Annotated in this window: 21 protein-coding genes; 8 read left to right on the top strand and 13 right to left on the bottom strand. The window is 68.0% G+C overall.

Annotated elements, in window-relative coordinates:
* The first annotated feature begins 144 nt into the window (after positions 1-144).
* From E5CHR_RS12555 to E5CHR_RS12540, 4 genes are all read left to right on the top strand, one after another.
* A complete protein-coding gene (locus E5CHR_RS12555) occupies positions 145-672 on the top strand; it encodes a DUF6622 family protein (protein ID WP_332061234.1) in 528 nt (175 codons plus the stop codon).
* A gap of 73 nt (positions 673-745) precedes the next feature.
* Complete coding sequence (locus tag E5CHR_RS12550; protein WP_162580037.1) at positions 746-1,039, top strand: 2TM domain-containing protein; 294 nt, start codon at positions 746-748, stop codon at positions 1,037-1,039.
* Positions 1,036-2,103, top strand: a complete 1,068-nt coding sequence (locus E5CHR_RS12545) for a sensor histidine kinase (RefSeq protein ID WP_162580035.1) — start codon at positions 1,036-1,038, stop codon at positions 2,101-2,103. The genes E5CHR_RS12550 and E5CHR_RS12545 overlap by 4 nt, the downstream gene beginning before the upstream one ends.
* A complete protein-coding gene (locus E5CHR_RS12540; RefSeq protein ID WP_162580033.1) occupies positions 2,100-2,945 on the top strand; it encodes a LytR/AlgR family response regulator transcription factor in 846 nt (281 codons plus the stop codon). The genes E5CHR_RS12545 and E5CHR_RS12540 overlap by 4 nt, the downstream gene beginning before the upstream one ends.
* 81 nt (positions 2,946-3,026) lie before the next feature.
* On the opposite strand, the gene E5CHR_RS12535 is transcribed toward E5CHR_RS12540, so the two are convergent.
* Positions 3,027-3,359, bottom strand: coding sequence for a hypothetical protein (locus tag E5CHR_RS12535; RefSeq protein WP_162580031.1), 333 nt, complete (start codon positions 3,357-3,359; stop codon positions 3,027-3,029).
* 135 nt (positions 3,360-3,494) lie between these two features.
* On the opposite strand from E5CHR_RS12535, the gene E5CHR_RS12530 reads away from it, so the two are divergent.
* The gene (locus E5CHR_RS12530; protein WP_162580029.1) at positions 3,495-5,294 is read left to right on the top strand and encodes a glutamine--tRNA ligase/YqeY domain fusion protein; all 1,800 of its coding nucleotides are present in this window, start codon (positions 3,495-3,497) and stop codon (positions 5,292-5,294) included.
* Between the two features lie 10 nt (positions 5,295-5,304).
* On the opposite strand, the gene E5CHR_RS12525 is transcribed toward E5CHR_RS12530, so the two are convergent.
* Positions 5,305-6,243 (bottom strand): succinylglutamate desuccinylase/aspartoacylase domain-containing protein, encoded by a 939-nt coding sequence (locus tag E5CHR_RS12525; RefSeq protein WP_162580027.1) that lies wholly within the window; start codon positions 6,241-6,243, stop codon positions 5,305-5,307.
* A gap of 128 nt (positions 6,244-6,371) precedes the next feature.
* Between E5CHR_RS12525 and E5CHR_RS12520 the strand changes: the two genes are divergently transcribed.
* Positions 6,372-8,039 carry an HsdM family class I SAM-dependent methyltransferase gene (locus E5CHR_RS12520; protein ID WP_162580025.1) on the top strand — a complete coding sequence of 556 codons (1,668 nt, stop codon included), beginning with the start codon at positions 6,372-6,374 and terminating at the stop codon, positions 8,037-8,039.
* 39 nt (positions 8,040-8,078) lie between these two features.
* Positions 8,079-9,326: a restriction endonuclease subunit S gene (locus E5CHR_RS12515; RefSeq protein ID WP_162580023.1), complete on the top strand. Its 1,248-nt coding sequence runs from the start codon at positions 8,079-8,081 to the stop codon at positions 9,324-9,326.
* Between the two features lie 31 nt (positions 9,327-9,357).
* Here the strand turns inward: E5CHR_RS12515 and E5CHR_RS12510 are convergent, their stop codons facing one another.
* The 6 genes from E5CHR_RS12510 to E5CHR_RS12485 are packed head-to-tail and all read right to left on the bottom strand — an operon-like array spanning position 9,358 to position 14,697.
* Positions 9,358-10,146 carry an SDR family NAD(P)-dependent oxidoreductase gene (locus E5CHR_RS12510; RefSeq protein WP_162580021.1) on the bottom strand — a complete coding sequence of 263 codons (789 nt, stop codon included), beginning with the start codon at positions 10,144-10,146 and terminating at the stop codon, positions 9,358-9,360.
* Between the two features lie 20 nt (positions 10,147-10,166).
* Complete coding sequence (locus E5CHR_RS12505) at positions 10,167-11,480, bottom strand: TRAP transporter large permease (protein WP_162580019.1); 1,314 nt, start codon at positions 11,478-11,480, stop codon at positions 10,167-10,169.
* A gap of 4 nt (positions 11,481-11,484) precedes the next feature.
* Entirely contained in the window at positions 11,485-12,033 is a 549-nt protein-coding gene (locus tag E5CHR_RS12500; protein WP_162580017.1) for a TRAP transporter small permease, read from the bottom strand.
* Positions 12,034-12,050: 17 nt separating this feature from the next.
* Positions 12,051-13,145: a TRAP transporter substrate-binding protein DctP gene (dctP, locus tag E5CHR_RS12495; RefSeq protein WP_162580015.1), complete on the bottom strand. Its 1,095-nt coding sequence runs from the start codon at positions 13,143-13,145 to the stop codon at positions 12,051-12,053.
* Positions 13,146-13,178: 33 nt separating this feature from the next.
* Positions 13,179-13,712 (bottom strand): VOC family protein, encoded by a 534-nt coding sequence (locus E5CHR_RS12490; protein ID WP_162580013.1) that lies wholly within the window; start codon positions 13,710-13,712, stop codon positions 13,179-13,181.
* Between the two features lies 1 nt (position 13,713).
* On the bottom strand, positions 13,714-14,697 hold the full coding sequence (locus E5CHR_RS12485) for a zinc-binding dehydrogenase (RefSeq protein WP_162580011.1): 984 nt from the start codon (positions 14,695-14,697) through the stop codon (positions 13,714-13,716).
* 143 nt (positions 14,698-14,840) lie between these two features.
* Here E5CHR_RS12485 and E5CHR_RS12480 point away from each other — a divergent pair, with 143 nt between their 5' ends.
* The gene (locus E5CHR_RS12480) at positions 14,841-15,764 is read left to right on the top strand and encodes a LysR family transcriptional regulator (protein WP_162580009.1); all 924 of its coding nucleotides are present in this window, start codon (positions 14,841-14,843) and stop codon (positions 15,762-15,764) included.
* On the opposite strand, the gene E5CHR_RS12475 is transcribed toward E5CHR_RS12480, so the two are convergent.
* The 5 genes from E5CHR_RS12475 to E5CHR_RS12455 form a co-directional block, all read right to left on the bottom strand.
* Positions 15,761-16,765 carry an NAD(P)H-dependent flavin oxidoreductase gene (locus E5CHR_RS12475; protein ID WP_162580007.1) on the bottom strand — a complete coding sequence of 335 codons (1,005 nt, stop codon included), beginning with the start codon at positions 16,763-16,765 and terminating at the stop codon, positions 15,761-15,763. The two genes, E5CHR_RS12480 and E5CHR_RS12475, sit on opposite strands and share 4 nt — an antisense overlap.
* Positions 16,762-17,478: a fumarylacetoacetate hydrolase family protein gene (locus E5CHR_RS12470; protein WP_162580005.1), complete on the bottom strand. Its 717-nt coding sequence runs from the start codon at positions 17,476-17,478 to the stop codon at positions 16,762-16,764. The genes E5CHR_RS12475 and E5CHR_RS12470 overlap by 4 nt, the downstream gene beginning before the upstream one ends.
* On the bottom strand, positions 17,475-18,458 hold the full coding sequence (locus tag E5CHR_RS12465) for a 3-keto-5-aminohexanoate cleavage protein (protein WP_162580003.1): 984 nt from the start codon (positions 18,456-18,458) through the stop codon (positions 17,475-17,477). Before E5CHR_RS12465 ends, E5CHR_RS12470 begins: the two co-directional genes overlap by 4 nt.
* Before the next feature lie 11 nt (positions 18,459-18,469).
* A complete protein-coding gene (locus E5CHR_RS12460) occupies positions 18,470-20,086 on the bottom strand; it encodes an AMP-binding protein (protein ID WP_162580001.1) in 1,617 nt (538 codons plus the stop codon).
* 191 nt (positions 20,087-20,277) lie between these two features.
* The gene (locus E5CHR_RS12455) at positions 20,278-21,255 is read right to left on the bottom strand and encodes a LysR family transcriptional regulator (RefSeq protein WP_162579999.1); all 978 of its coding nucleotides are present in this window, start codon (positions 21,253-21,255) and stop codon (positions 20,278-20,280) included.
* Positions 21,256-21,350: the final 95 nt, after the last annotated feature.

The raw sequence follows: 21,350 nt of genomic DNA, 5'->3' as shown, positions 1-21,350 counted from the left end.
CGGCGTTGCGCATTGCGTCCGGCGACAGCGGATTGCAACTCGCGCCGGTCCACTGCAGTTCGTCGCAAGGCCGTGGCGGGTGTGCGGGCCGCTCGGCACAGTCCCCCATCGACGCTTCCGAACCCTCTTCAACGGAGAAACACCATGCAGATGCTGACCCAGATCCTGACCCACACCCCTCGCTGGGTATTCGTGCTCTTCGCCCTGCTCGTCTGGCTGGGCATCAAGCAGATGTTCGCCAGCAGCGTGAGCCTGGTGCGCGTGACGGTGCTGCCCGTGGCCATGGCCGGGTTGTCCTTCTTCGGGATGCTCTCGGCCTTCGGCGATTCGCCGGTCGCCCTGCTTGGCTGGGCCGGCGCGGTCAGCGTGCTGCTGCTGACCGTGCAGCGCTGGCCGCTGCCGGCCGCCACGCGTTACAACGCCGCGACCCGCACCTTCCACCTGCCCGGAAGCGCCGCGCCGCTGGCGCTGATGATGGGCATCTTCTTCACGAAGTACGCCGTGGGCGTGCTGCTGGCGATGCATCCGGAAGTGGCGCGCCATACCGGCTTCGCCCTGGGCATCGGCACACTGTACGGCGCCTTCAGCGGCATCTTTGCCGCCCGCACCCTGCGCCTTTGGAAGCTGGCGATTCGCAACACCGCCGGGGCCCTGCCCGCGGTCGGCGCCTGATCGATACGGCGCGGCTTTTTCCGCCGTTCCCCTTCTTCTTCCGCAAGAATCCCTGTTCCATCGAAAGACCGACATGACCGACGACCTTCACCCCTCCACGGATCGCCTCGAACGCCGCGCGCGCCGCCGCGCCGGCGCCAAGATGGGCTGGTACATCCATGCCACCGTCTATGTGCTGGTCAACCTGTTCCTCGTCGTCCTGGCGAGCTCGCGGGGGCAGAACTGGGCCATGTACCCCTTGCTCGGCTGGGGCCTCGGGCTGCTGATTCACGGCGCCGTGGTGTTCTTCGTGGCACCGGGCGGCAATTTCTACGACCGTCTGCTCGAACGCGAACGCAAGGCGCTGCGCGGCGGAGACCGCGGGTGAACGAAGCGCCGGCACGCAACTTCTCGCCGGAAAACCTCCGGCACGTTCTGCGGCACGGCATCTCGACGGCCGGGTTCTGCTGCGTCATCGCGGTTGCGCTGTCGATCTCGGGCCGTGGCGCGTGGGCGCCGCAATTCGTCTATTCGCTCTCGATCGGGCTCATCAGCTGGCTGGTGGTCGACGTCGGCAGGCTGATGCTCGCCGGCCGCGATGCCACGCCCTGGCCGCACGGCTGGCGCGGCATCGCGCTGGTCATTGCCGGCATCGTGGCCGGCTTCCTGGGCGGCAACGCGATCGGAGACGCCTGGACCGGCAAGCCCATGCTGGAATTGCTGAGCCTCTCGCGGGACAAGCTGGCCTCCACGGCCATGATCACGGTGGCGGCCGGCGTGGTCATCTGCTACTTCTACTACAGCCGCGGCAAGAGCAAGTACCTCGAAGGCGAGATCGCGCTGGCCCAGCGCGACGCCGCGGATGCGCGCCTCAAGCTGCTGGAAACCCAGCTCGAGCCGCACATGCTGTTCAACACGCTGGCCAACCTCCGCGTGCTGATCGCCACCGATCCGCCGCGCGCCGTGGCCATGCTCGACCGCCTCAACAGCTACCTGCGCGTGACCCTCAGCGGCTCGCGCTCGCTCGCACACCCGCTGTCGGCCGAGTTCCAGCGGCTGGGCGACTACCTGGAGCTGATGTCCGTGCGCATGGGCCCGCGGCTCGCCTACCGGCTCGAGCTGCCCGATGATCTGCGCGAGGTGCCCGTGCCGCCGCTGCTGCTGCAGCCGCTGGTGGAGAACGCGATCCGCCACGGGCTGGAGCCGAAGGTCGAGGGCGGCGAGATCGTCATCGGCGCGCGGCGCGAAGGCCGGCGCCTGGTCGTCGAGGTGCGCGACACCGGTGCAGGGATCGCCGAAAGCGCCGGCGTTCCGGCCCCGGACGGAGGCTTCGGCCTCTCGCAGGTGCGGGAACGCCTGGCCACCGTCTACGGCACGCAAGGCGCGCTGCAGCTGGCATCGCACCCGGCCGGCGGCACCTGCGCCACCATCACTTTCCCGCTCCCCCCATGAAGACGACTGCCCTCATTGCCGAAGACGAGCCCCTGCTGGCGCAGGCCCTGCGCGCCGAGCTGTCGGCCGCCTGGCCCGAGCTGGAGGTGCTCGCCACCGTGGCCGATGGCCACAGCGCGGTGCGCGAGGCATTGCGACTGCTGCCGCAAGTGCTGTTCTTCGACATCCGCATGCCGGGGCAGGATGGCCTGGCCGCCGCCGCGGAGCTGGCCGACAGCTGGCCCACCGACGAGGCGCCGATGCCGCAATTGGTTTTTGTGACCGCCTACGACGAATATGCCGCCCGGGCTTTCGATGCGCAGGCCATCGACTATGTGCTCAAGCCCGTGCAGCCGGAACGGCTCCGGCGCACGGTCGCGCGGCTGCGCCAGACGCTGGAGCCACGGGAGCGCGACGGTCCCGCGCCCAGCGCCGAGGATGCGCTGGCTGGCACGCTGTCGCAGTGGCGCCAGCTGCTGGCCGCAGCGGGCGGCGGTGCAACCCTTCCGGGCCTGGCGGGTGCAGCACCCCTCAAGCTGATTGCGGCCAGCGACGCGGGCAGCGCGGGCAGCACCGTTCGCATGGTGCCGGTCGAGGAGGTGCAGTACTTCGAGGCCGCCGACAAGTACGTGCGCGTGCTCACCGCTTCCCGCGAGTACCTGATCCGCACGCCGCTGAAGCAGCTGCTGCCGCAACTCGACGCCGGCTTGTTCTGGCAGGTTCACCGGGCGGTCGTCGTGCGCAGCGACGCCATCGAATCGGTGCACCGCGACGACAGCGGCAAGCTGCACCTGTCCCTGCGCGGCCGTACGGAGAAAATCCCCGTCAGCCGCCTCTACGCCCACCTCTTCAAGGCGATGTAGGCGCCGATGGAACGGCCATGAAAAAACCGGCCGCGGGGCCGGTTCCTTCATGTGACAGCAGGCAATCTTGGCTGTCTGCGATCAACGCCAGTCGCGATGGTGGTGATGGCGGTAGTAGCCGCGCGGCGGGCCGTAGTACGCAGGCGGCGGACCGTAGTACACGGGCGCCGGACGGTAATAGACAGGCGGCGGTGGCGCGTAGTACACGGGCGCAGCTGGACGGTAATAGACGGGCGGCGGCGGTGCGTAGTACACCGGGGGAGCCGCCACGCCGACCGCGACGCCAGGTGCGCTGATGCCGACCGACCAGCTCACGTCGCCGCGGGCATTGGCCGAGGCGGCGGTGAACAGCGCGCCCGCTGCGACGGCGCCAACGGCAGCCCATTTGTAGAAATTGGAACGGGTGACACTCATGGTGGGACTCCTTGTAAGGGGGACGCCGTGCGTCCATGTCCGTATTGAACGCAGGAAATGTCAACGCGGTTCACATTGCTCCGTGAAGAACGTTTCCAAAAGTAACTCCGCTGAAGCGCAACCTAGAATGAACGGATGACTTCCGCTGCCGACCACGACCCCGCCAAACCCAGCAATTTCCTGCGCCACGTCATCGACAACGACCTCCAACAGGGCCACTATGCCGGCCGCCGCTGGGGCGGCTCTCCCGGCGATGCGGCGCACCATGCCCAAGGCATGCAGGACCCGGCCCGCGTGCGCCTGCGCTTTCCGCCGGAGCCCAACGGCTACCTGCACATCGGCCACGCCAAGAGCATCTGGCTCAACTTCGAGCTGGCCCGCGAATACGGCGGCGTGTGCCACCTGCGCTTCGACGACACCAACCCCGAGAAGGAGGAGCAGGAATACGTCGACGCCATTCGCGACGCGGTGAAGTGGCTGGGCTACGACTGCAGCCTTGCCGACGACCCGGCACGCCCCGGCCAGCCGAGCGAGCACGTCTACTTCGCCAGCAACTACTTCGACTTCATGTACCGTGCGGCCGAATACCTCATCGGCGCCGGGCTGGCCTATGTCGACGAACAGAGCGCCGAGCAGATCCGCGCGACCCGCGGCGATTTCAACACCCCCGGCACCGACAGCCCGTTTCGCGGCCGCACGACGGACGAAAACCTCGCGCGCTTTCGCGCCATGCGCGACGGCCAGTTACCCGACGGCGCCGCCGTGCTGCGCGCGAAGATCGACATGGCCAGCCCCAACATCAACATGCGGGACCCGGCGCTCTACCGCATCCGCCGCGCGACCCACCACAACACCGGCGACAAGTGGTGCATCTACCCGATGTACACCTTTGCCCATCCCATCGAAGACGCGCTGGAGCAGATCACCCACAGCATCTGCACGCTGGAGTTCGAGGACCAGCGCCCCTTCTACGACTGGCTGCTGGACCGCCTGGCCGAGGGCGGCCTCATCGCCTCGCCGCATCCGCGCCAGTACGAGTTCGCACGCCTCAACGTCACCCACGTCATCACCAGCAAGCGCCGCCTGCGCCAACTCGTCGAGGAGGGCCACGTGGACGGCTGGGACGACCCCCGCATGCCCACCCTGGCAGGCCTGCGCCGGCGCGGCTACACGCCCGAGGCGCTGAAGCTCTTCTGCGAGCGCTCGGGCGTCACCAAGTCGGGCGGCTGGATCGACTATGCGAGCCTGGAGGCGGCGCTGCGCGACACCCTCGACCCGGTGGCACCGCGCGCCATGGCCGTGCTCGACCCGGTCCGGCTGGTCATCACCAATTGGGACGAGTCGATGGGCGCCGGCTTCCTCGACGAATGCACGGCACCCGTGCACCCGCACCATCCGGAAATGGGCAGGCGCAGCTTCAAGCTGGGCCGCGAGGTCTGGATCGAGCGCACCGATTACGAGGACGTGCAGCCCAAGGGCTTCTTCCGCCTGTTTCCCGGCAACAAGGTGCGCCTCAAGTACGGCCACGTCATCGAATGCACGGGCGGCACCCGCGATGGGGACGGCAAGCTGGTCGAGGTGCAGGCGAAGCTGGTGCCGGACACCAAGAGCGGCACGCCGGGTGCCGACGCGATCAAGGTCAAGGGCAACATCACCTGGGTGGCGGCGGCCGATGCCGTGCCGGCCGAGGTGAGGCTTTACGAGCGCCTGTTCGCCGCTGCACAGCCCGGCGCGGGCGAAGTGAAGGACGAGCTGAACCCGGGCAGCCTGGTGGTGGCGCAGGCCTATGTCGAGCCGGCGCTCGCCACGGCCGCGGCCGGCCAAAGCTTCCAGTTCGAGCGGCACGGGTACTTCGTGCCCGACAGCCGGCATGGCACAGCGGGTGGACTGGTGTTCAACCGCGCGGCCGGGATGAAGGACAGCTGGGGCAAATAAGGAGCGGCGCCTACAAGGGTCGCGTCAGGTAGACCGCCTCCCGCCCCACGATCGGCACCCGTGCCGGCATCAGCACCGTGCAATGGTTGCAAGGGGCCCGGATCTCCTCCTCGCCATCGATCGCAATGAGTTCGTCCTTCGCGAACACCTCGAAGCCGACGAGCGGCCGCACGAAGCGGAATTCCGGCGTCTTGACCATGCGCGTCTCCAGCAGCTCGAAGCGCCGCTGTGGCTCGGGCGCGAGCAGAGAGGCTTCGCGGTCGACGAGGCCGAAATGAGCCAGGAAATCGAAAGTCACCGCCACCGCCATGTCCGCCGTGGCCTGCAGGAAATGCTGCCCGCACTCGGCCACCAGCGCCGCGCCAGCCGGACCCTCGTCTTCGCCGTGGCGGCCGTGCTGGATCAGCGGCGTGCCCGAGCCCAGGCCCTTGGGCATCACCAGGTGCACCGAGGGCCGGCCGATCGCCAGCGCCACTGCTGCGTTGCGCGAGAAGGCGGGGTAGACCCAGAAGGGCACCACGTCCTGGCTGGTGGAGTGCAGGTCGAGGATGTGGTCCGCCGCCGCAACGACCGGCCGCAACGCGCGGGCGCGGCGCAGCTCGGGGCTGTCTTCCGGGCCGTCCAGCCACTCGTCGGACCAGACGCGGTTGAGGTTGTGCACCAGCTGCCGGTTCTCGAAAGGCTTCTGCGCGTCAAAAGCGTTGTACGCCTCCACATGGGCAAAGCTCACCGTGAGAGTGCCGATCTTCGGGCGCACGCCGCTGTCGAGCAGGCGGGTGGCGGCCACCATTCCGCAGATCTCGTTGCCGTGGGTCAACGCGTTGATCAGCACGTGCGGCCCAGGCTTGCCGGACTCGAAGCGGTGGACGTAGTCGATGCCGGTGTTGCCTTGGGCGTAGGCGGAGAGATCGCGCTGGGCGACTTCGAGGCGCGGGAGGGTCGCGGTCATGGCAGAGTGGCGCTGCGGCCTGTTGTAGTACGAGTCCTTTAGTTTGCTCCAGCTGGCGCCGCGGGCCGCTCCCCAATTGCCTCGTAGACTCGCGGCCACAACAAAATGTTTTCGAGCCTCCTTCCCCCATGCCCCTGACTGCCGACATGCGACGGTCGATCGACCAGATTCGCGACTACCTCTTTGGCGGCGGCTATCCGGATCCCGTCGGCAACACCGAACAGCTCTGCTTCCTGTTCTTCTTCTATCTGGTCCAGGGCCTCGACACGGATGCGCAGGCGCGCGCAGAGGCGCTCGGTGTTTCGTTCCGCAGCCTGTTCGACGGCGAATGGGAGCTGCGCAATCCCGCCAACGCCCATGTGCCGGGCGCGCCCGAAGAGATGCAGCAGCTGACCATCCTGCACAACGGCCAGGCCTGCGTCCCGCGCAGCCGCTTTCGCTGGTCGTGGTGGTCGCAGGTGCTGTCGGGCGATGCACTGGTGCGCTTCGTGCGCGACGAGGTCTTCCCCTTCTTCGCGGAGATCGGCGAGGCTTCCGCCCATGACTTCATGCGCGGCGCGCGCCTGGGCATCGACGAGCCGACGGTGCTGACGCAGGTCGTGCGCCTGGTCAGCGACCTGCGGCTGGACCAGGCCGATGCCGACACCAAGGGCGACCTGTTCGAGCACGTGCTGCGCCAGATGAAGCAGGCCGGCGAGCTGGGCCAGTTCCGCACGCCGCGCCACGTGATCCGCACCATCGTCGAGATGATCGATCCGAAGGTGGGCGAGACCGTCTACGACCCCGCCGCGGGCACCGCGGGCTTCCTGGTGGCGGCCTACAACCACATGCGGCTGGCCAACTCTTCGCCCGACAGCATCGTCGAAGCGGAGCTCGAGGGCAAGACGCACCGTCGGGGCATGGGCGACCTGCTCTCGGACGCGCAGCTCGCCACGCTGCAGCGCGGCAGCTTCTTCGGCAACGATGTCGACCCGAAGATGGTGCGGCTGGCGACCATGAACCTCACGTTGCGCGGCCTGGCCCATGTGCGCATCCTGCAGCGCAATGTGCTGACCACGCTGCTCGACGACAAGGTCAAGACACGGCTGGGCATGCCCGCCGAGGGCTTTGACGTCGTGCTCGCCAATCCGCCGTTTTCGGGCCGCATCGACAAGGATCGCATCGTCGACGAGGTAAAGCTCGGCAGCACCAGCGCGACCGAGCTGCTTTTCCTCAAGTACATGCTCGACAGCCTGCGCCCCGGCGGCCGGGCCGCGGTGGTGGTGCCCGAGGGCGTGCTCTTCGGTTCCACCATCGCGCACCGCGAGTTGCGCAGCCAATTGATCGAGCAGCATTGCGTCGAGGCGGTGATGAGCCTGCCGGGCGGCGTGTTCCAGCCCTATTCAGGCGTGAAGACCTCGGTGCTCTTCTTTCGACGCGGGGGCGGCACGCAGCGCGTGATGTTCCTGCATGTCGAGGACGACGGCTACCGGCTGGACGCCAACCACGACACGCCCACCGAGTCCGACGACCTGCCCGCGCTCGCGCAGGCCTTCATCGGACGCGAGGCGGCATGGGCGCGCTGGCTGGCGCGAGACGCGGCGGCCGAATGGCACGAGAAGTGGTGGTTCGCCGATGCCGCCGCACTGCGCGCGAACGACTTCGGCCTCTCGGCCAGCCGCTACCGGCCGATGAGTCCCTCGCAGATCGAACACCAGGACCCGCGCACGCTCCTCGATGAACTGGCCGCCATAGAAGCCGAGATCGAAAAAGAGATCGAGACGCTGCGCGCCTTGCTCTCCGAGCTGGATCTGTAATCCGCGAGCGTGAAATGACAAAAACAGGGACGTTATCGAATGAGCATTGCAAGGCGGCCCGAAGGCCAACGTGATTCGACAAGACAACCCGCCCGCCGGGCCACTCTGGGCGAGGTCTGCGAGATCAATCCCCGGCTTCCGAAGGAGCACGGCCTGCAGGCGCACAGCGAGGTCGCCTTCGTGCCGATGGCCGCGGTGGACGAGATCAGCGCCACCATCGCTCAGCGGTTGGTGCGGCCCTTCGGCGAGGTGAGGAAGGGCTACACCCCCTTTGCCGAGGGCGACGTCCTCTTCGCGAAGATCACGCCTTGCATGGAGAACGGCAAGGTGGCCCTCGCGCGCGACCTGCCCGGTGGCCGCGGCTTCGGCTCCACCGAGTTTCACGTGCTGCGTGCGCGCGAGGACGTGCTGCCCGAATGGATCTACTTCTTCCTGCGCCAGCAGCGTTTCCGCAACTCAGCGAAGCGCAGCCTCACCGGAACCGCCGGCCAGCAGCGCGTGCCGACCGCCTACATGGCGGGCGCTGTCATTCCGGTGCCCGAGCTTGCCCGGCAGCGCCGTCTGGTCGACCTGCTCGGCTGCGTCGACAGCATGGTCCGGTTGCGGCGCCGGGGACGGGCGCTGACCGAGCTGATGGTGCCGGCGCTGCTGGACGACATGTTCGGCAACCCGCAGAGCAATCCGAAGGCCTGGCCGGTGGTGCAGCTCGGCGAGCTGCTCGACGGCATCGACAGCGGCAAGAGCCCGCGCTGCCATGATCGGCCGAAGACCGAAAACGAATGGGGCGTACTGCGGCTGAGCGCGCTGAAGAACGCGCTCTACGAAGAGTCCGACCACAAGACGCTCCCCGAGACCGAGCAGCCGGACCCGCGCAACGAGGTGCGCACCGGCGACCTGCTGATCAGCCGCAAGAACACGCTGGAGCTGGTGGGCACGCCGGCCTACGTGTGGGAGACCCGGGGCCGGATCCTGCTGCCCGATCTGATCTTCCGGCTGCGCCTGCGCCAGGACGCCGGCGTGCATCCGCTCTACCTGTGGGCGCTGCTGCGGGCGCCGGCCATGCGAAGGGGGCTGCAGCTGCTGGCGAGCGGCACTGCCGCCTCGATGCCCAATATTTCGAAGGAGCGGCTGCGCACGCTGCGCGTGATGGTGCCGGCGGCGCACCTGCAGGAGGCGTTTGCGCAGCGGATCACGGCGCTGCATGCCATCGCGCTCCAGCAGGACGCCGCCCTGGTTCATGCGAAGAACACCTTCGCGGCGCTGCTGGCGCGCGCCTTCGAGGGCTAGCGGGCGCGCTGAAGCGCGTGTCCCGCTTCCCCTATCGCAGCAGGCGCCAACCGCCATCCACCGTGAACTCCGAGCCGGTCACGTAGGCGGCCTCGTCGGAGGCCAGGAAGGCAATCATGGCCGCCACCTCCTCGGGCTTGCCCGGCGCACCGAGGGGCATCCGCTCCATCGACGATTGCGCGCCCTTGCTCGCGGTCGCAATGGCGCGTTGGGAGATCTCCGACACGATCTGCTTGAACATCGGTGTCTCGATCATGCCGGGGTGCACGGAGTTGCAGCGGATCCTGTGCCCGCCCTCCGCGGCGAACAGGGCCACCGATTTGGTGAGGTTCGTCACCGCCGCCTTGCTGGCGCCGTAGGCCACGTTCTGCGGCGTCGGGTAGTAGGCGCCGACCGAGGCCAGGTTGACGATGGCCCCGCCGCGGCCCTGCTCGCGCATGTGGGCCACGGCTTCGCGGCAGCCCAGGAACGTGCCGTCGAGGTTGACCGCGAGGACGCGGCGCCACTCGGCGAGCGAGATCCGGTCGAGTGCGCCGTTCACGCTGTCGCCGACAATGCCCGCCGCGTTCACCAGCACGTCCAGCCCGCCGGTGTCGGCCACCAAGCGCGCCAGCACCCGCCGCCACTCGTCTTCCTGCACCACATCGAGTGCATGAAAGACGGCGCCGATGTCCGAGGCCATGGCTTCGCCGCCCGCGCCCGGCAGGTCGGCGATGGCCACGATGGCGCCCTGCTCGCGCAGCAGGCGCGCGGTCGCGGCCCCGATGCCGCGGGCACCGCCGGTGACGAGCGCCACCTTGCCTTCGAATCTCTTCGTCATTGCCGGGCTCCAAGAAGGATTCATGCGGAAGCCGCGAGCCGCGGCAGCCAGAGGCTCAGTTGGGGAAAGCCGATCAGCAACGCGAGCACCAGCAGCTCCACGCCGAGGAACCACACCAGCCCGCGGAAGATCGTGAGCAGCGGCACCTTGTCGCCCACCACGCCCTTCACCACGAAAGCCTGTATGCCGATGGGCGGATGCATCAGGCCCAGCATGATGAGCTTCACCACCACGACACCGAGCCAGACCAGGTCCAGGTGCAGCGCCCGGCAGATCGGGATCAGGATGGGCAGCGTGAGCATCATGATTCCGATGCCTTCCAGGAACATGCCCAGCACGATGTAGATGACCGTGACGATCAGCATGAAGGTGGTCACGCTCGGCTGCCAGCCGGTGATCCACTGGCCGAGCTGCGCCGGCAGGCCCGACACCGCCATGAAGCGGGTGAACATCGCCGCACCGATGACGATGAAGAACAGGGCCGCGGTGGTGAGCGCGGATTCGGAAAGGCTCTCGCGCAGGACGTTCCACGTCATCTCGCGCCGCACGAGCGCGATCACGCATGCGAGCATCGCGCTACCGGCGGCCGCCTCGGTGGTGGTCATCACGCCCGAATAGAGCCCGGCGAAGATGCCCACGAAAAGCGCCGGCAGCGGCCAGGCGTCGATGTTGGCGGCGCGCCTTTCGGCCTTGGTGAAGTCGCGCGTGCCGCGCGGGCCGAGCGCCGGGTTCAGCGTGCAGCGGGTGACGATCATCGCCGTGTAGATCACCGCCGTCAGCAGGCCCGGGATGACGCCGGCCAGGAACAGGTCGGTGACCGGCACCTCCGCGTACCACGAGTAGATGACGAAGGCGATGCTCGGCGGAATGAGCGCGTCGATGGTGCCGGAGGCCGCGACCACGGCGGTCGCGAGCGACTTGTCGTAGCGGTACTTCAGCATCTCCGGCACCGCGAGCTTGGCCATCACCGCCGTCACGGCCACGCTCGATCCCGAGACGGCGCCGAAGGCGGTGCTCGCCCAGTTGGTGGCGACCGCCAGCCCGCCCGGCACCCACCAGAACCACATCCGGCACACCTTGTAGACCGACGCGGTCATGCCCGAATGGAACGCGACCGCGCCCATCAGCAGGAACATGGGCACGGCCGAGAGCGTCCAGTTGGCTGCGAACTCGTAGGGCAGCGAGCCGAGCACGCCGAACGCCGCATCGGGGCCGCGGATGGATGCGATGCCGGCCACCGACACCAGGCCGAGGGCGATGGCGATCGGCATGCGGGCCAGCAGCAGCACGAAGAGCATTGCGATGCCGGCGAGGCCGAACTGGAAGTTGCTCATGGCCTCACACCTCCGCCAGACGGGCGCCGGGAGCAGGATCGGCAGTCAGGCTGCGCTTGCCGGTCACGGCCAGCCGCAGATCGGCCGCGGACTGGAGCGCGAGATAGACAGCCACCAGCCCGGCGCCCGCCACCACCATCCAGCGCGCCGGCCAGATCGGCACCGGGCTGGTCGGGGACGGCGCAGCCTCCCGGATCAGCGTCTGGGCCCAGGCCTCGTGCCCGCTGTACCAAGTGAGCCCCAGCATGAAGCAGCAGGCGATCGCCGCCACGATGCCGTCGAGCAAGGCCAGCACGCGCGGCGGCAGCACCTGCGAAAAAAGCTCCACGATGATCTGCTGGCGCCGCCGCTGCACCATCGCGAGCGGCAGGAAGACGACAGCTACCATCCAGATGTAAGTCACTGTCTCAAGGGTGCCGCCGACCGGCCGCTTGAACACGACCCGTGCAATCACGTCGACCACGACGTGCAGCATCATCAGCAAGGTGGCGGCAGCACCGAGCACCAGGGTGGCGGTCGACAGCCGGTTGAGGAGACGCTCGATGGCATTCACTTTCAGGCTCCCGCTGGTCACTTGAACTTCGAGTAGATCTCGCGCCAGAGCGCTTCTTCGTACTTCGCACGGTCGCCGTGGCCGTCGGCCACGATCTTCTGCCACTTGGCGAGCTTCTCGCGGTAGCTGTTCACCATGCCGGCGGCGCCCTCCACTCCCCGCGCCCCGGCGTCGCGCACCACGCGGTCGAGCTCGCCCTTGCGGAAGCTGGCGACCTGCTGGACGTAGTCGGTGCCGCCGCTGCCGAACTTGAGCCCCTTCGACTCGGCCAGCTGTCTTGCCGCCACGCCGTCGGCGATGTTGTTGCTGGTGGCCTCCGCGCTCAGGTACGGCAGGTTGCGCACGATCGCCTGCTTCTGGTCGGGCGTGAGCTTCTTCCACACGTCGAGGCTGACGGCCAGCGGGATGCGGCTGGAGTCGTGCGTGAGCGGCGTATCGACCACGAACCGGGCGGCGTCGGCCAGGCCGTAGGCGGGTATCCAGTCGAGCGGACTGAAGACGCATTCGACCTGCCCGCGCTGCATGGCTTCGAAGACCTCCGAAGGAACGATGGCCACCGGATTGGCGCCCACCGCCTTGACGAGCAGCTGGTTGGCCGACACCGCTCTGATCGACTTGGCCTTGAGGTCGGCCATGGTGTTCACCGGGTTCCTGCAGATGAGATTGAAGGGCGCGCTGCCGCTCAGCGCCAGCGGCTTGACCTTGTAGCGCGCGAACTCCGCGTCGCAGGACGGGCAGTCGAGCAGCACCGTCTCGGCCACTGCGGCCGTGTGGGCCCAGGATTCGGAAGCGGCGAGCCCGAGGTCGACGAAGGTGTTCATGACCTTCAGTTCGCTCAGGTAGAAGGCCGGGTAGAGCTGGATCGCGTCGACCAGGCCGTCCTTCACGCCGCCGAGCGAGCTGCGGAAGTTCACGACCTGGCCGTCGAAGGACGCATCGAACTTCAGCGTGCCCTTGCTCTGCTGCTCCACCTTCTGTGCGAAGGAAACGAGGGCTCGCGAGTCCGGCCCCTTGGCCGGCATCGAGCCGCCGAGGACGATACGTGTCTGTGCGCTCGCCGCCCCGCCCAGGGCGAGCCCGAGGGCGAGTAGCAAGCTGTTGAATCTGCGCATGGTGCTGTCTCCTGATTGATGTGTTTCGCAGGCCTAATCGAGCCTTCGGATCGGGTCCTTGCCGTCCCAGCCCACGGCGGCTTCGGCAACGGCGTCGAATACCTTCTTCTTGCTCGGCGTCATGCACGAGAGCTCCACCACCGTGCCAGGGTGGGCCTCCTGCTCGAAGTAGACGAGCCGCCCGCTTGCGTCCACCGTGCTGGCCGACATGCAGACCCTGAAGCCAGCCTCTTGCGCCTGGGCAAGCTTGGCGTCGTAATGCGTTTCGTCGACCCAGAAGGCGATGTGCTGCAAGCCCTCGTGGCCGGCATGCAGGAAGTCCTTCCACATGGAGGGCGCTTCGTTGCGCGGCTGGATCAACTCGATCTGCATGGACCCGCATTGCGCCAGCGCGGCGCTGATCCACAGGTCCTGCGGCGTGCCGCGATAGCGGTAGTCGAGCAGTGGTGCGCGCTCGAAGTGGAAGAACGGGCCGACGCGCATGACCTCGACCCAGTACTTCATCGCAGCCTCGAGGTCGCGCACGACATAGCCCAATTGGCGAACCGGTCCGAACAGGGCGCTCATGTCAGGCCACCTCCAGCACCAGCTTGCCGAAGTGGCGGCCGGCGCGCATGAACTCCTGCGCCTCGGCGGCGGCATCGAGCGGATAGGTGCGGTCGATGACCGGTGCGATGGTGCCGGCTTGCAAGGCCGGCAGCAGGACGGCGCCGGCACGCTGGATCACCTCGGCGATCTCCTCGGCCGTGCGCGTGCGGAAGGTGACGCCGATCAGCCGGATGCGCTTCCTGGAGTGTTCGTCGAGGTTGACCTCTCCGATCCATTTGCCCAGCCGGCCCACGTTGATGATGCGGCACTTGACTGCGGCGCAGCGGATGTCCCCGGGCAGTGTGTCGCCGCCGATGTTCTCGATGATCACATCGGCGCCTGCACCGCGCGTCGCTTCGAGCACGGCCTCTGCGAAGTCGCCCCGCACGCTGTCGATGCCGAGCTGCAGGCCCAGCTGCGAGAGCCGTTCGAGCTTGGCCGGCGTCGTGGAGGTGCCCATGACCAGGCCGGCGCCCAAGAGGCGGGCAATCTGGACGGCCGCGATGCCGACGCCCGAACTGGCGGCCTGCACCAGCACGGCCTCGCCCGGCTTCATCTCGCCGTTGGTCACGAGCGCATCGTGTGCGGTCACGAAGTTGCCGGCAGTGGACGCGGCCTGGGCCCACGAGAGCGCATCGGGCACCGTCAGCAGGTGCCGGTCATGGACGCAGCAGTATTCGGCATAGGCGCCGGTCGCGAAGCCCATCACGCGCGTGCCCACGGCCATGCCGCGCACGCCCCTGCCGAGCGCCACCACCTCGCCGGTCATCTCGAGGCCGGCGATGGCATGCGGGGTATCGCCGGCATTGCCGAGGTGCTTCGCGGCGCGATAGAGATCGGCGAAGTTGACGCCGGCGCACTTCACCCGGATCAGGACTTCGTCCTCCTTCGGTTCGGGGCGCGGCACGTCGCGCAGGAAGAGCTCGGGCTTTCCTTCGACGCTCTCGATGCAGATGGCTTTCACGATGTCTCCTGGTGGGTTCGACGGGTTGGTGGGCAGTCTAGGAGCGGGCCCGTGGCCGCGCCATTCCCACGAGGCGATGCCGCCATCGCCACGGGTGATTACCGATGCAGCGGCAACCGGTGCTGGGGTCCAATGGCGCGGCGATGCCAGCTCCCAATATCGATCTCCACCTGCTGCGATGCCTCGAGACGCTGGTGGCCGAGCGGCATGTGACGCGCGCCGCCGACAAGCTCGGCATGAGCCAGTCGGGCATGAGCACCGCTCTGGCGAAGCTGCGGACCATCTTCGACGACCCGATCCTGGTGCGCACGCCGCACGGCATGCAGCCGTCGGAGCACGCTCCCGCGATTGCCGGCAGCGTGCGGCGCGCCTTGAACGAGATCGACCTCGCGATCGCACGCCGCGGGGCCTTCGATCCGGAAACCTCTTCGATGGGCTTCACCATCATGGCCAGCGACTACGTCGGATACACCTTGATGCCGCCGCTGGTCGACCGGGTTCGCCAGGTGGCGCCCAACGTGTCGCTGACGGTCGCGATCCCCGAGCCGAGCCGGATCCGCGAGGCGCTCGCCAACAGCGAGGTCGACCTGGTGGTCGGCTTCTATCACGACATCTCGGAAGGCCTCTACCAGACGATCGTCACGCACGACCGCCTGGCCTGCGTCGTGCGGGCGGGACATCCGCGCATCTCGGGAAGCGTGTCGGCCGAGCAGTATTCGGCGGAGGACCACATCTACTACGGGGCGCCGCCCAACTTCGTCTCGTCGGTGGAGGTGCTGCTGGAGCGGGTGCTGCCGCCGCTCGGGCTGGAGCGCCGGGTGGTGCTGCACATGCCGTCCCTGGCAATGATGCCCCGCGTGGTCTCGCGCACCGACCTGGTGGCCACCATGCCCTTCAGGCTGGCGCACAGCGTGGCAGACGCGCCAGCGCTGCAGGTGCTGCCCCTGCCCTTCGAACTGCCGGAGCCCGAACTGCCGGTGCGGGCCATCTGGCACGAGCGCATGCACGACAACAATGCGCACCGCTGGCTGCGCGGCCTGGTCCAGGACATCGGGCGGTCTCTCTAGGCCTGCAGGCGCTCGGGTTCGTGCAAAACGCCGAGCATGGGTTGCAAGCGCCGGCTTGCGATCTCGCGTGCCTGCCGCACGATGCGATCGATCAACTCACGCACCGTCGGCACGTCCCGGATCAGGCCCGCGACCATCCCGCAGCTCCAGGCGCCCGAATCCATGTCGCCATGGATCATCACCTTGGGGTAGACGCCCGCCACCTGCTCGAGGATGTCGTCGATCTTCAGGTCGGCGCCCATCCCCTTCTCGATCTCGGCGATGCGGCGCACGCCTTCGTTGTTCAGCACGCGCTCGGTGTTGCGCAGCTGCCGCATGATGAGCCGCGTGTCGAGCTCGCTCGCCGCCACCACCGCTTGCTTGACCCGCTCATGCACCGGCGCCTCCTGCGTCGCGATGAACCGGGTACCCATGTTGATGCCGTCGGCTCCGAGCGCCAGCGCTGCCACCAGGCTGCGGCCATCGGCCATGCCGCCGGAGGCCAGGAAGGGCACGGTCAGTTCGTCCGCCGCGCGCGGCAGCAGGATCAGGCCCGGCACGTCGTCTTCACCGGGATGGCCGCCGCATTCAAAACCGTCGACGCTCACCGCATCGCAGCCGATCGCCTGCGCCTTCAATGCGTGCCGCACCGAGGTGCACTTGTGGATCACGGTCATGCCCAGCTGCTTCATGCCCGGAAGAAAGGCCTCGGGATTGCGGCCGGCGGTCTCGATGATGCGGATGCCGCCTTCGTGCGCGGCACGCAGGTATTCCTCGTAGGGCGGCTTGGCGAAGGTCGGCAGGAAAGTGAGGTTGACGCCGAGCGGCTTGTCGGTGCGCTCGCGTGCCTGTCGGATCTCGCGCGCAAGCAGCTCCGGCGTCTTCTGGGTGAGTGCGGTGATCACGCCGAGTCCGCCGGCCTGGCTGACCGCCGCCGCCAGCGGCGCCATGCCGACGAAGTGCATGCCGCCCTGCATGATCGGGTACTGGGTGCCCAGCAGCTCGGTGATGCGTGTCTTCATGTCTGCTGTTCCTCTGATCTGTTTTCAAGACGAAGCGCGACGGCCCTGAAGTGCTGCTCGCCGAGCCCCTCGATGCCGATCCGGCGCGATTCCCCGATGGCCAAGGGGTGCGCTGCATGGGCGCGGGGCGGCGGCAGCGACAGCACATCGCCTGGAAGGAGGGTCATGCATTCGCTGGCGAAGGCCACGGCGCGCGCAACCGCATCGCGGTCGGCTTCGACCGCGGGCTCGACCACCAGCCACGGACCGAGTGGCGCAAAGGTGTCGCCATGTTGCCGTGAAGCCTGCTCGGGGCGGATCTCGCCGAGCACGCAGTAGCCGGCCACGTGCGCCAAGGCCTGGCGCACTGCGAGGCGCCGGCCCGGCTGGCCGATGACGACTCCCAGGCGCAGCGCGCACCGCACGGCCATGCCTTCCGGCAACACGACGTCATCGCGCGCACCGCTCAGGGCCGTGGGGGCGAGCAGGTGCAGTGCGTTGCCCTCGACCACCACCACCTTGCCCGCCCGGTCCACGCAGGGCCCGAGGCGCACACCCGCTTCCACCACCGGCAGCCGCGCATGGTCGATCGCGCCGAGCCGCCGCAGACTCGACGGGAGCAGCGCCGTTCCGCCGAGGTCGTGCACATGTGCAGACAGGTCGCGCACCCTTCCCTGCAGGTCCAGCAGACCTGGCCGTTCCAGGCCGGCCGGCCCGTGCCTCAGCAGCTTCATGCCGCCAATGCGCGCACCGGCGCCGGGTACTGGCGTGGCTGTTTCGGCAGGCCCAGCATCTCGCGCGCCTGCGCCGGCGTGGCGATGTCGCGGCCCAGTTCGCGGGCGATGCGGACCGTGCGCTCGACGATGCGCGCATTTGAATCTGCCAGCACGCCTTCGCGCACGTAGAGGTTGGTCTCCAGCCCGACCATGGCGTGCATGCCCATCAGCGTGGACATCGTGACCAGCGGCAGGTCATGCCGGCCGACCGCCATGACGAAGGCGTTGGAGGGCTGCGGTGCGTCGCGCACGAAATCTAGCAGCGCGGCCGGCGTCGGCAGCGCGCCCGAGCTCATGCCCAGGAAGAAGATGAAGTTGTAGGGCGGCTTCACCAGGCCCTTGCGGATCAGATTGTCGACCATGCTCCAGTGCCCCGTGTGGAACAGCGCCATCGTGATGCCTACACCGCGCTCGTTCATCATGCTGGCGCGCAGCTCGGTCTCGCCGACGGTGATGCCGAGCAGCTCGTCGATCTCCTCATCGTCGTCGCGGCCGGCCAGGGGGGCCGCGCGCTTGCGCAGCTTCATGGCGAAGGCGAACGGGCCCATGTCGATGTCCGAGACCTCGGGCAAGGCGTCGAGCGAAGAGATCCGCTCCTCCAGCGTGAGCCCGCAGCCGCCGCCGGAGGTGTTGTCGACGATCAGGTCCGGGCACCGCTGGCGGATCAGGTGGTTGACCTCGTCGTAGTCGTCCCGTCGGCGCGAAGGTGTCGCGTAGCCCCGCTCGGGGTTCCGTGCGTGGATGTGGACCATGACCGCGCCGGCCTCGTAGCAGCGCTGCGCTTCCTGGGCCTGCTCCTCGGGCGTCTCGGGCAAGGCCTTGCTCAGCTCCTTGCCCTGGATGCCGCCGGTGATCGCGGCGCTGATCATGAGCGGCGGCATCCGGCTGGTGCCGGCGCGCTTCATGTATTCGCGCGAATCGGAATAGTTGAACTGCATGCGGTGTCTCCTTATCTGCGTTGAAGCTGGTAGCCGGCCCGTTCGCGGTCCCACGTGCCGGGGGTGATGCCTTGCTGTCGCAAGCGGTATTTCTCGATTCGATGGGTCGGCGTCTTGGGCAGCTCGGGCCGGATGTCGACATAGCGCGGCATCGCGAAGTAGGCCAGGCGGCGCTCGCAATGCCGAAGCAGGTCGGCCGGCGCCAGCTGCTGCCCGGGCTGCAGCACCAGGGCGACCATCACGTCGTCTTCTCCCACCTCGGACGGCACTGCATAGACGGCCGATTCGAGCACCGCCGGATGCTGGTTGACCACCATCTCCACCTCGAATGCGGAGATGTTTTCGCCGCGCCGGCGGATGGCGTCCTTCTTGCGGTCCTTGAACCAGAAGAACCCATCGGCATCCTGCGAGCCGTAGTCGCCGGTGTGGAACCAGAGGTTGCGCAGCACCTGCAGCGTTTCCTCGGGCATCTTGTAGTAGCCGAGCATCAGCAGCCCGGGTGCTCTGGGGCGCACCACGAACTCTCCGACGGTTCCTGTCGGCACCGGGCGGTCGTGGTCGTCGACCACCTGCATTTCATAACCCCAGCCTTCCTTGCCGATGGAGCCGATGCGGGCCGTGTCGAGCGTGTTGGCCGTTACCGCGCAATCCTCGGTCTGGCCATAGCACTCGAGGATGCGCAGGCCGAAGCGTTCCTCGAATGAGCGCCACTGTTCGCGCGGGGCGGCGGCGCCGAGGGCCAGCCGCACCGCATGCTCACGGTCGCGCCCGCCGGGCGGCTGCTTCATCAGGATCGGGATCATCCCGCCGATGTAGTTGAACTGCGTGGCGCCGAAGCCGCGCAGGCGTTCCCAGAAGCCGGAGGCGGTGAAGTGCGTGTCGATCACCGCGACGTGGCCGCGCACCAGTGCGGCCAAGGCGGTCAGCACCTGCGCGTTGGCGTGGAACAGTGGCAGGCAGGTATAGAGGCGCTCGTCGCCCTGTTCGCCGCGCAGCGCCCAGCTGCGTTCGGCAAACCACCAGAAGTAGTTGTGCGAGAGCAGCGCGCCCTTGGAAGGGCCCGTGGTGCCCGAGGTGAAGATGATCGCGACCGGATCGTCCGCGAGCACCGTCTCGGTCACGGGCTCGGCGGCCTCTGCGGGCAACTGCCCGTACGCGAGTTGCCTGAAGGGCAGGCGGACGGGTTGCTCCGGATCGCCCAGCAGCACCACGGTGCGCAGCGTCGGCAGCTCCGCTGCGACGAGTTCCAGATGGGTGGCGAGGCTGCCTGCCACCACCACCATCTCTGCGTCCGAATGATGGATGACGTGCTTCAGCAAGGGGCCGCGGAAGCTCACGTTGATCGGCACCTCGACCGCGCCGATGCGGGCACAGGCGAACCACAGCGCGAGGAACTCCACGCAGTTGGGCAGCATGATCGCGAGCTTCGAGCCTTTCCGGAGGCCTTGCGCCCGCAGGCCGGCCGCCACCCGGTCGACCAGCGCATCGAATGCCGTGTAGGTCAATTGCGAGTCGGGGAAGACGGCGAAGGTCTTGCCGGCATGGACCTGCGCGGCATTGCGCAGCATGGCGCCGAGCGTGCGCTCGTTGCTGGCGGGCCAGCTCAGGGGGTCGGGGGTGGTCGTCATCGTTGCGTCGCTTGGCAGGTTGCGGCGCAGTTTAGGAAGCCGCTGTTGCGGCCGCAACGCGGCGCGGAGGATGGCGTCATCGCGCGCGGCGATGGTCCGTCAGGGCTGCGCGAGCGAACGGATCGAATAGGTGCACGTGCGCCGTCGCGCGACGCTTAGAACCACGCCGCGGCCGTGCTGCAGCCCCTCCGTCAGTCCCGGACCTTTCCAGGCGAACTCATCTTCCGGAACTCTTTGCCGCGCGGACGCGGCTTGGCTGCCGCGGCGTGCAGGGCCCAATCCGGCGGGTGGCGCGACCACTCCTTGAGAAACTCCAGCAGATGCCGCACGCGCGTCGGCATGTTGCGCCGGGTCGAAAAAACGACGTAGATGTCGAGCTCTTCCGGAACCCAGCCGGGCAGCAGCGCCTCGAGCGTGCCCGCGCGCAGTTCCTCCGACACCATGTAGTAGGGATGCAGCGAGATGCCGGCGCCGAGTAGCGCGGCCTGCTTGATGGCATCGCCCAGGTTGGAGCGCACCGTGCCGCGAACGTGCACCTCCTGCGGCGGATCGCTGGTGAACTTCCAGACGCCGGCGCTCGACTTGACGATGTGCACCAGGCAGTTGTGGCGCACCAGGTCGGCGGCCGTCGCGGGCCGGCCGTGCCGCTTCAGATAGGCTGGCGAGGCCACCACCACCTGCGGCGACTTCATGAGCGACTGAGCGACGTAGCTCGCGTCCTCGAGAGAGGGCGCAATCCGGATCGAGAGATCGAGCGCCTCGGTGACGAGGTCAGAGCGACCGTCATCGTGGACCACCGTGACCTCGATGTCCGGATACCGCTGCGTGAACTGCGAGATCAGCCGCATGAGATGGTAGGCGCCGAAGGATGGCGGCGTTCCGACCCGGATCGCACCGCGCGGCAGATGCACGACGTCGCGCACCTCCCCTTCGATCGCCTCGTAGCGCTCCAGCAGATCGCGCCCGGTTTCGAGTACACGTGCGCCGGCCTCCGTGAGCGCGACCTGCTTCGAGCTGCGCTTGAGCAACTGGGCACCCATGGACGACTCGAGCCAGGCCACGTGCTTGGTGACGGTCGCGCGGGAGACCGAGAGCTGCATGGCGGCACGTGCGAAGCTGCCGCAGCGGGCAACCTCGGTGAAGATCTGAAGGCAGCGAAGGCGATCCACAGGGCTTTTGTCAAACGGCTTTTTCTAAATGCATCCAGGGTCGCGGCCGTGCGCAAGGGTGATCCAAGGTTTCCGAATCGCAAACCTTGAATTCT

It is taken from the genome of Variovorax sp. PBS-H4 (assembly GCF_901827205.1).
In the GTDB taxonomy this organism is placed as follows: Bacteria; Pseudomonadota; Gammaproteobacteria; order Burkholderiales; family Burkholderiaceae_C; genus Variovorax.
Note: the sequence above shows the minus strand (reverse complement) of the source record. Positions and strands in the feature narration are given on the sequence as shown.

Excerpts from the sequence above, each read along its gene's own strand:
- E5CHR_RS12530 (WP_162580029.1), top strand. The coding sequence starts at position 3,495 with ATGACTTCCGCTGCCGACCACGACCCCGCCAAACCCAGCAATTTCCTG.
- E5CHR_RS12480 (WP_162580009.1), top strand. The coding sequence starts at position 14,841 with ATGCCAGCTCCCAATATCGATCTCCACCTGCTGCGATGCCTCGAGACG.
- E5CHR_RS12555 (WP_332061234.1), top strand. The coding sequence starts at position 145 with ATGCAGATGCTGACCCAGATCCTGACCCACACCCCTCGCTGGGTATTC.
- E5CHR_RS12460 (WP_162580001.1), bottom strand. The coding sequence starts at position 20,086 with ATGACGACCACCCCCGACCCCCTGAGCTGGCCCGCCAGCAACGAGCGC.
- E5CHR_RS12505 (WP_162580019.1), bottom strand. The coding sequence starts at position 11,480 with ATGAGCAACTTCCAGTTCGGCCTCGCCGGCATCGCAATGCTCTTCGTG.
- E5CHR_RS12510 (WP_162580021.1), bottom strand. The coding sequence starts at position 10,146 with ATGACGAAGAGATTCGAAGGCAAGGTGGCGCTCGTCACCGGCGGTGCC.
- E5CHR_RS12535 (WP_162580031.1), bottom strand. The coding sequence starts at position 3,359 with ATGAGTGTCACCCGTTCCAATTTCTACAAATGGGCTGCCGTTGGCGCC.
- E5CHR_RS12550 (WP_162580037.1), top strand. The coding sequence starts at position 746 with ATGACCGACGACCTTCACCCCTCCACGGATCGCCTCGAACGCCGCGCG.
- E5CHR_RS12515 (WP_162580023.1), top strand. The coding sequence starts at position 8,079 with ATGAGCATTGCAAGGCGGCCCGAAGGCCAACGTGATTCGACAAGACAA.
- dctP (WP_162580015.1), bottom strand. The coding sequence starts at position 13,145 with ATGCGCAGATTCAACAGCTTGCTACTCGCCCTCGGGCTCGCCCTGGGC.
- E5CHR_RS12490 (WP_162580013.1), bottom strand. The coding sequence starts at position 13,712 with ATGAGCGCCCTGTTCGGACCGGTTCGCCAATTGGGCTATGTCGTGCGC.
- E5CHR_RS12465 (WP_162580003.1), bottom strand. The coding sequence starts at position 18,458 with ATGCAGTTCAACTATTCCGATTCGCGCGAATACATGAAGCGCGCCGGC.
- E5CHR_RS12470 (WP_162580005.1), bottom strand. The coding sequence starts at position 17,478 with ATGAAGCTGCTGAGGCACGGGCCGGCCGGCCTGGAACGGCCAGGTCTG.
- E5CHR_RS12520 (WP_162580025.1), top strand. The coding sequence starts at position 6,372 with ATGCCCCTGACTGCCGACATGCGACGGTCGATCGACCAGATTCGCGAC.
- E5CHR_RS12525 (WP_162580027.1), bottom strand. The coding sequence starts at position 6,243 with ATGACCGCGACCCTCCCGCGCCTCGAAGTCGCCCAGCGCGATCTCTCC.
- E5CHR_RS12475 (WP_162580007.1), bottom strand. The coding sequence starts at position 16,765 with ATGAAGACACGCATCACCGAGCTGCTGGGCACCCAGTACCCGATCATG.
- E5CHR_RS12540 (WP_162580033.1), top strand. The coding sequence starts at position 2,100 with ATGAAGACGACTGCCCTCATTGCCGAAGACGAGCCCCTGCTGGCGCAG.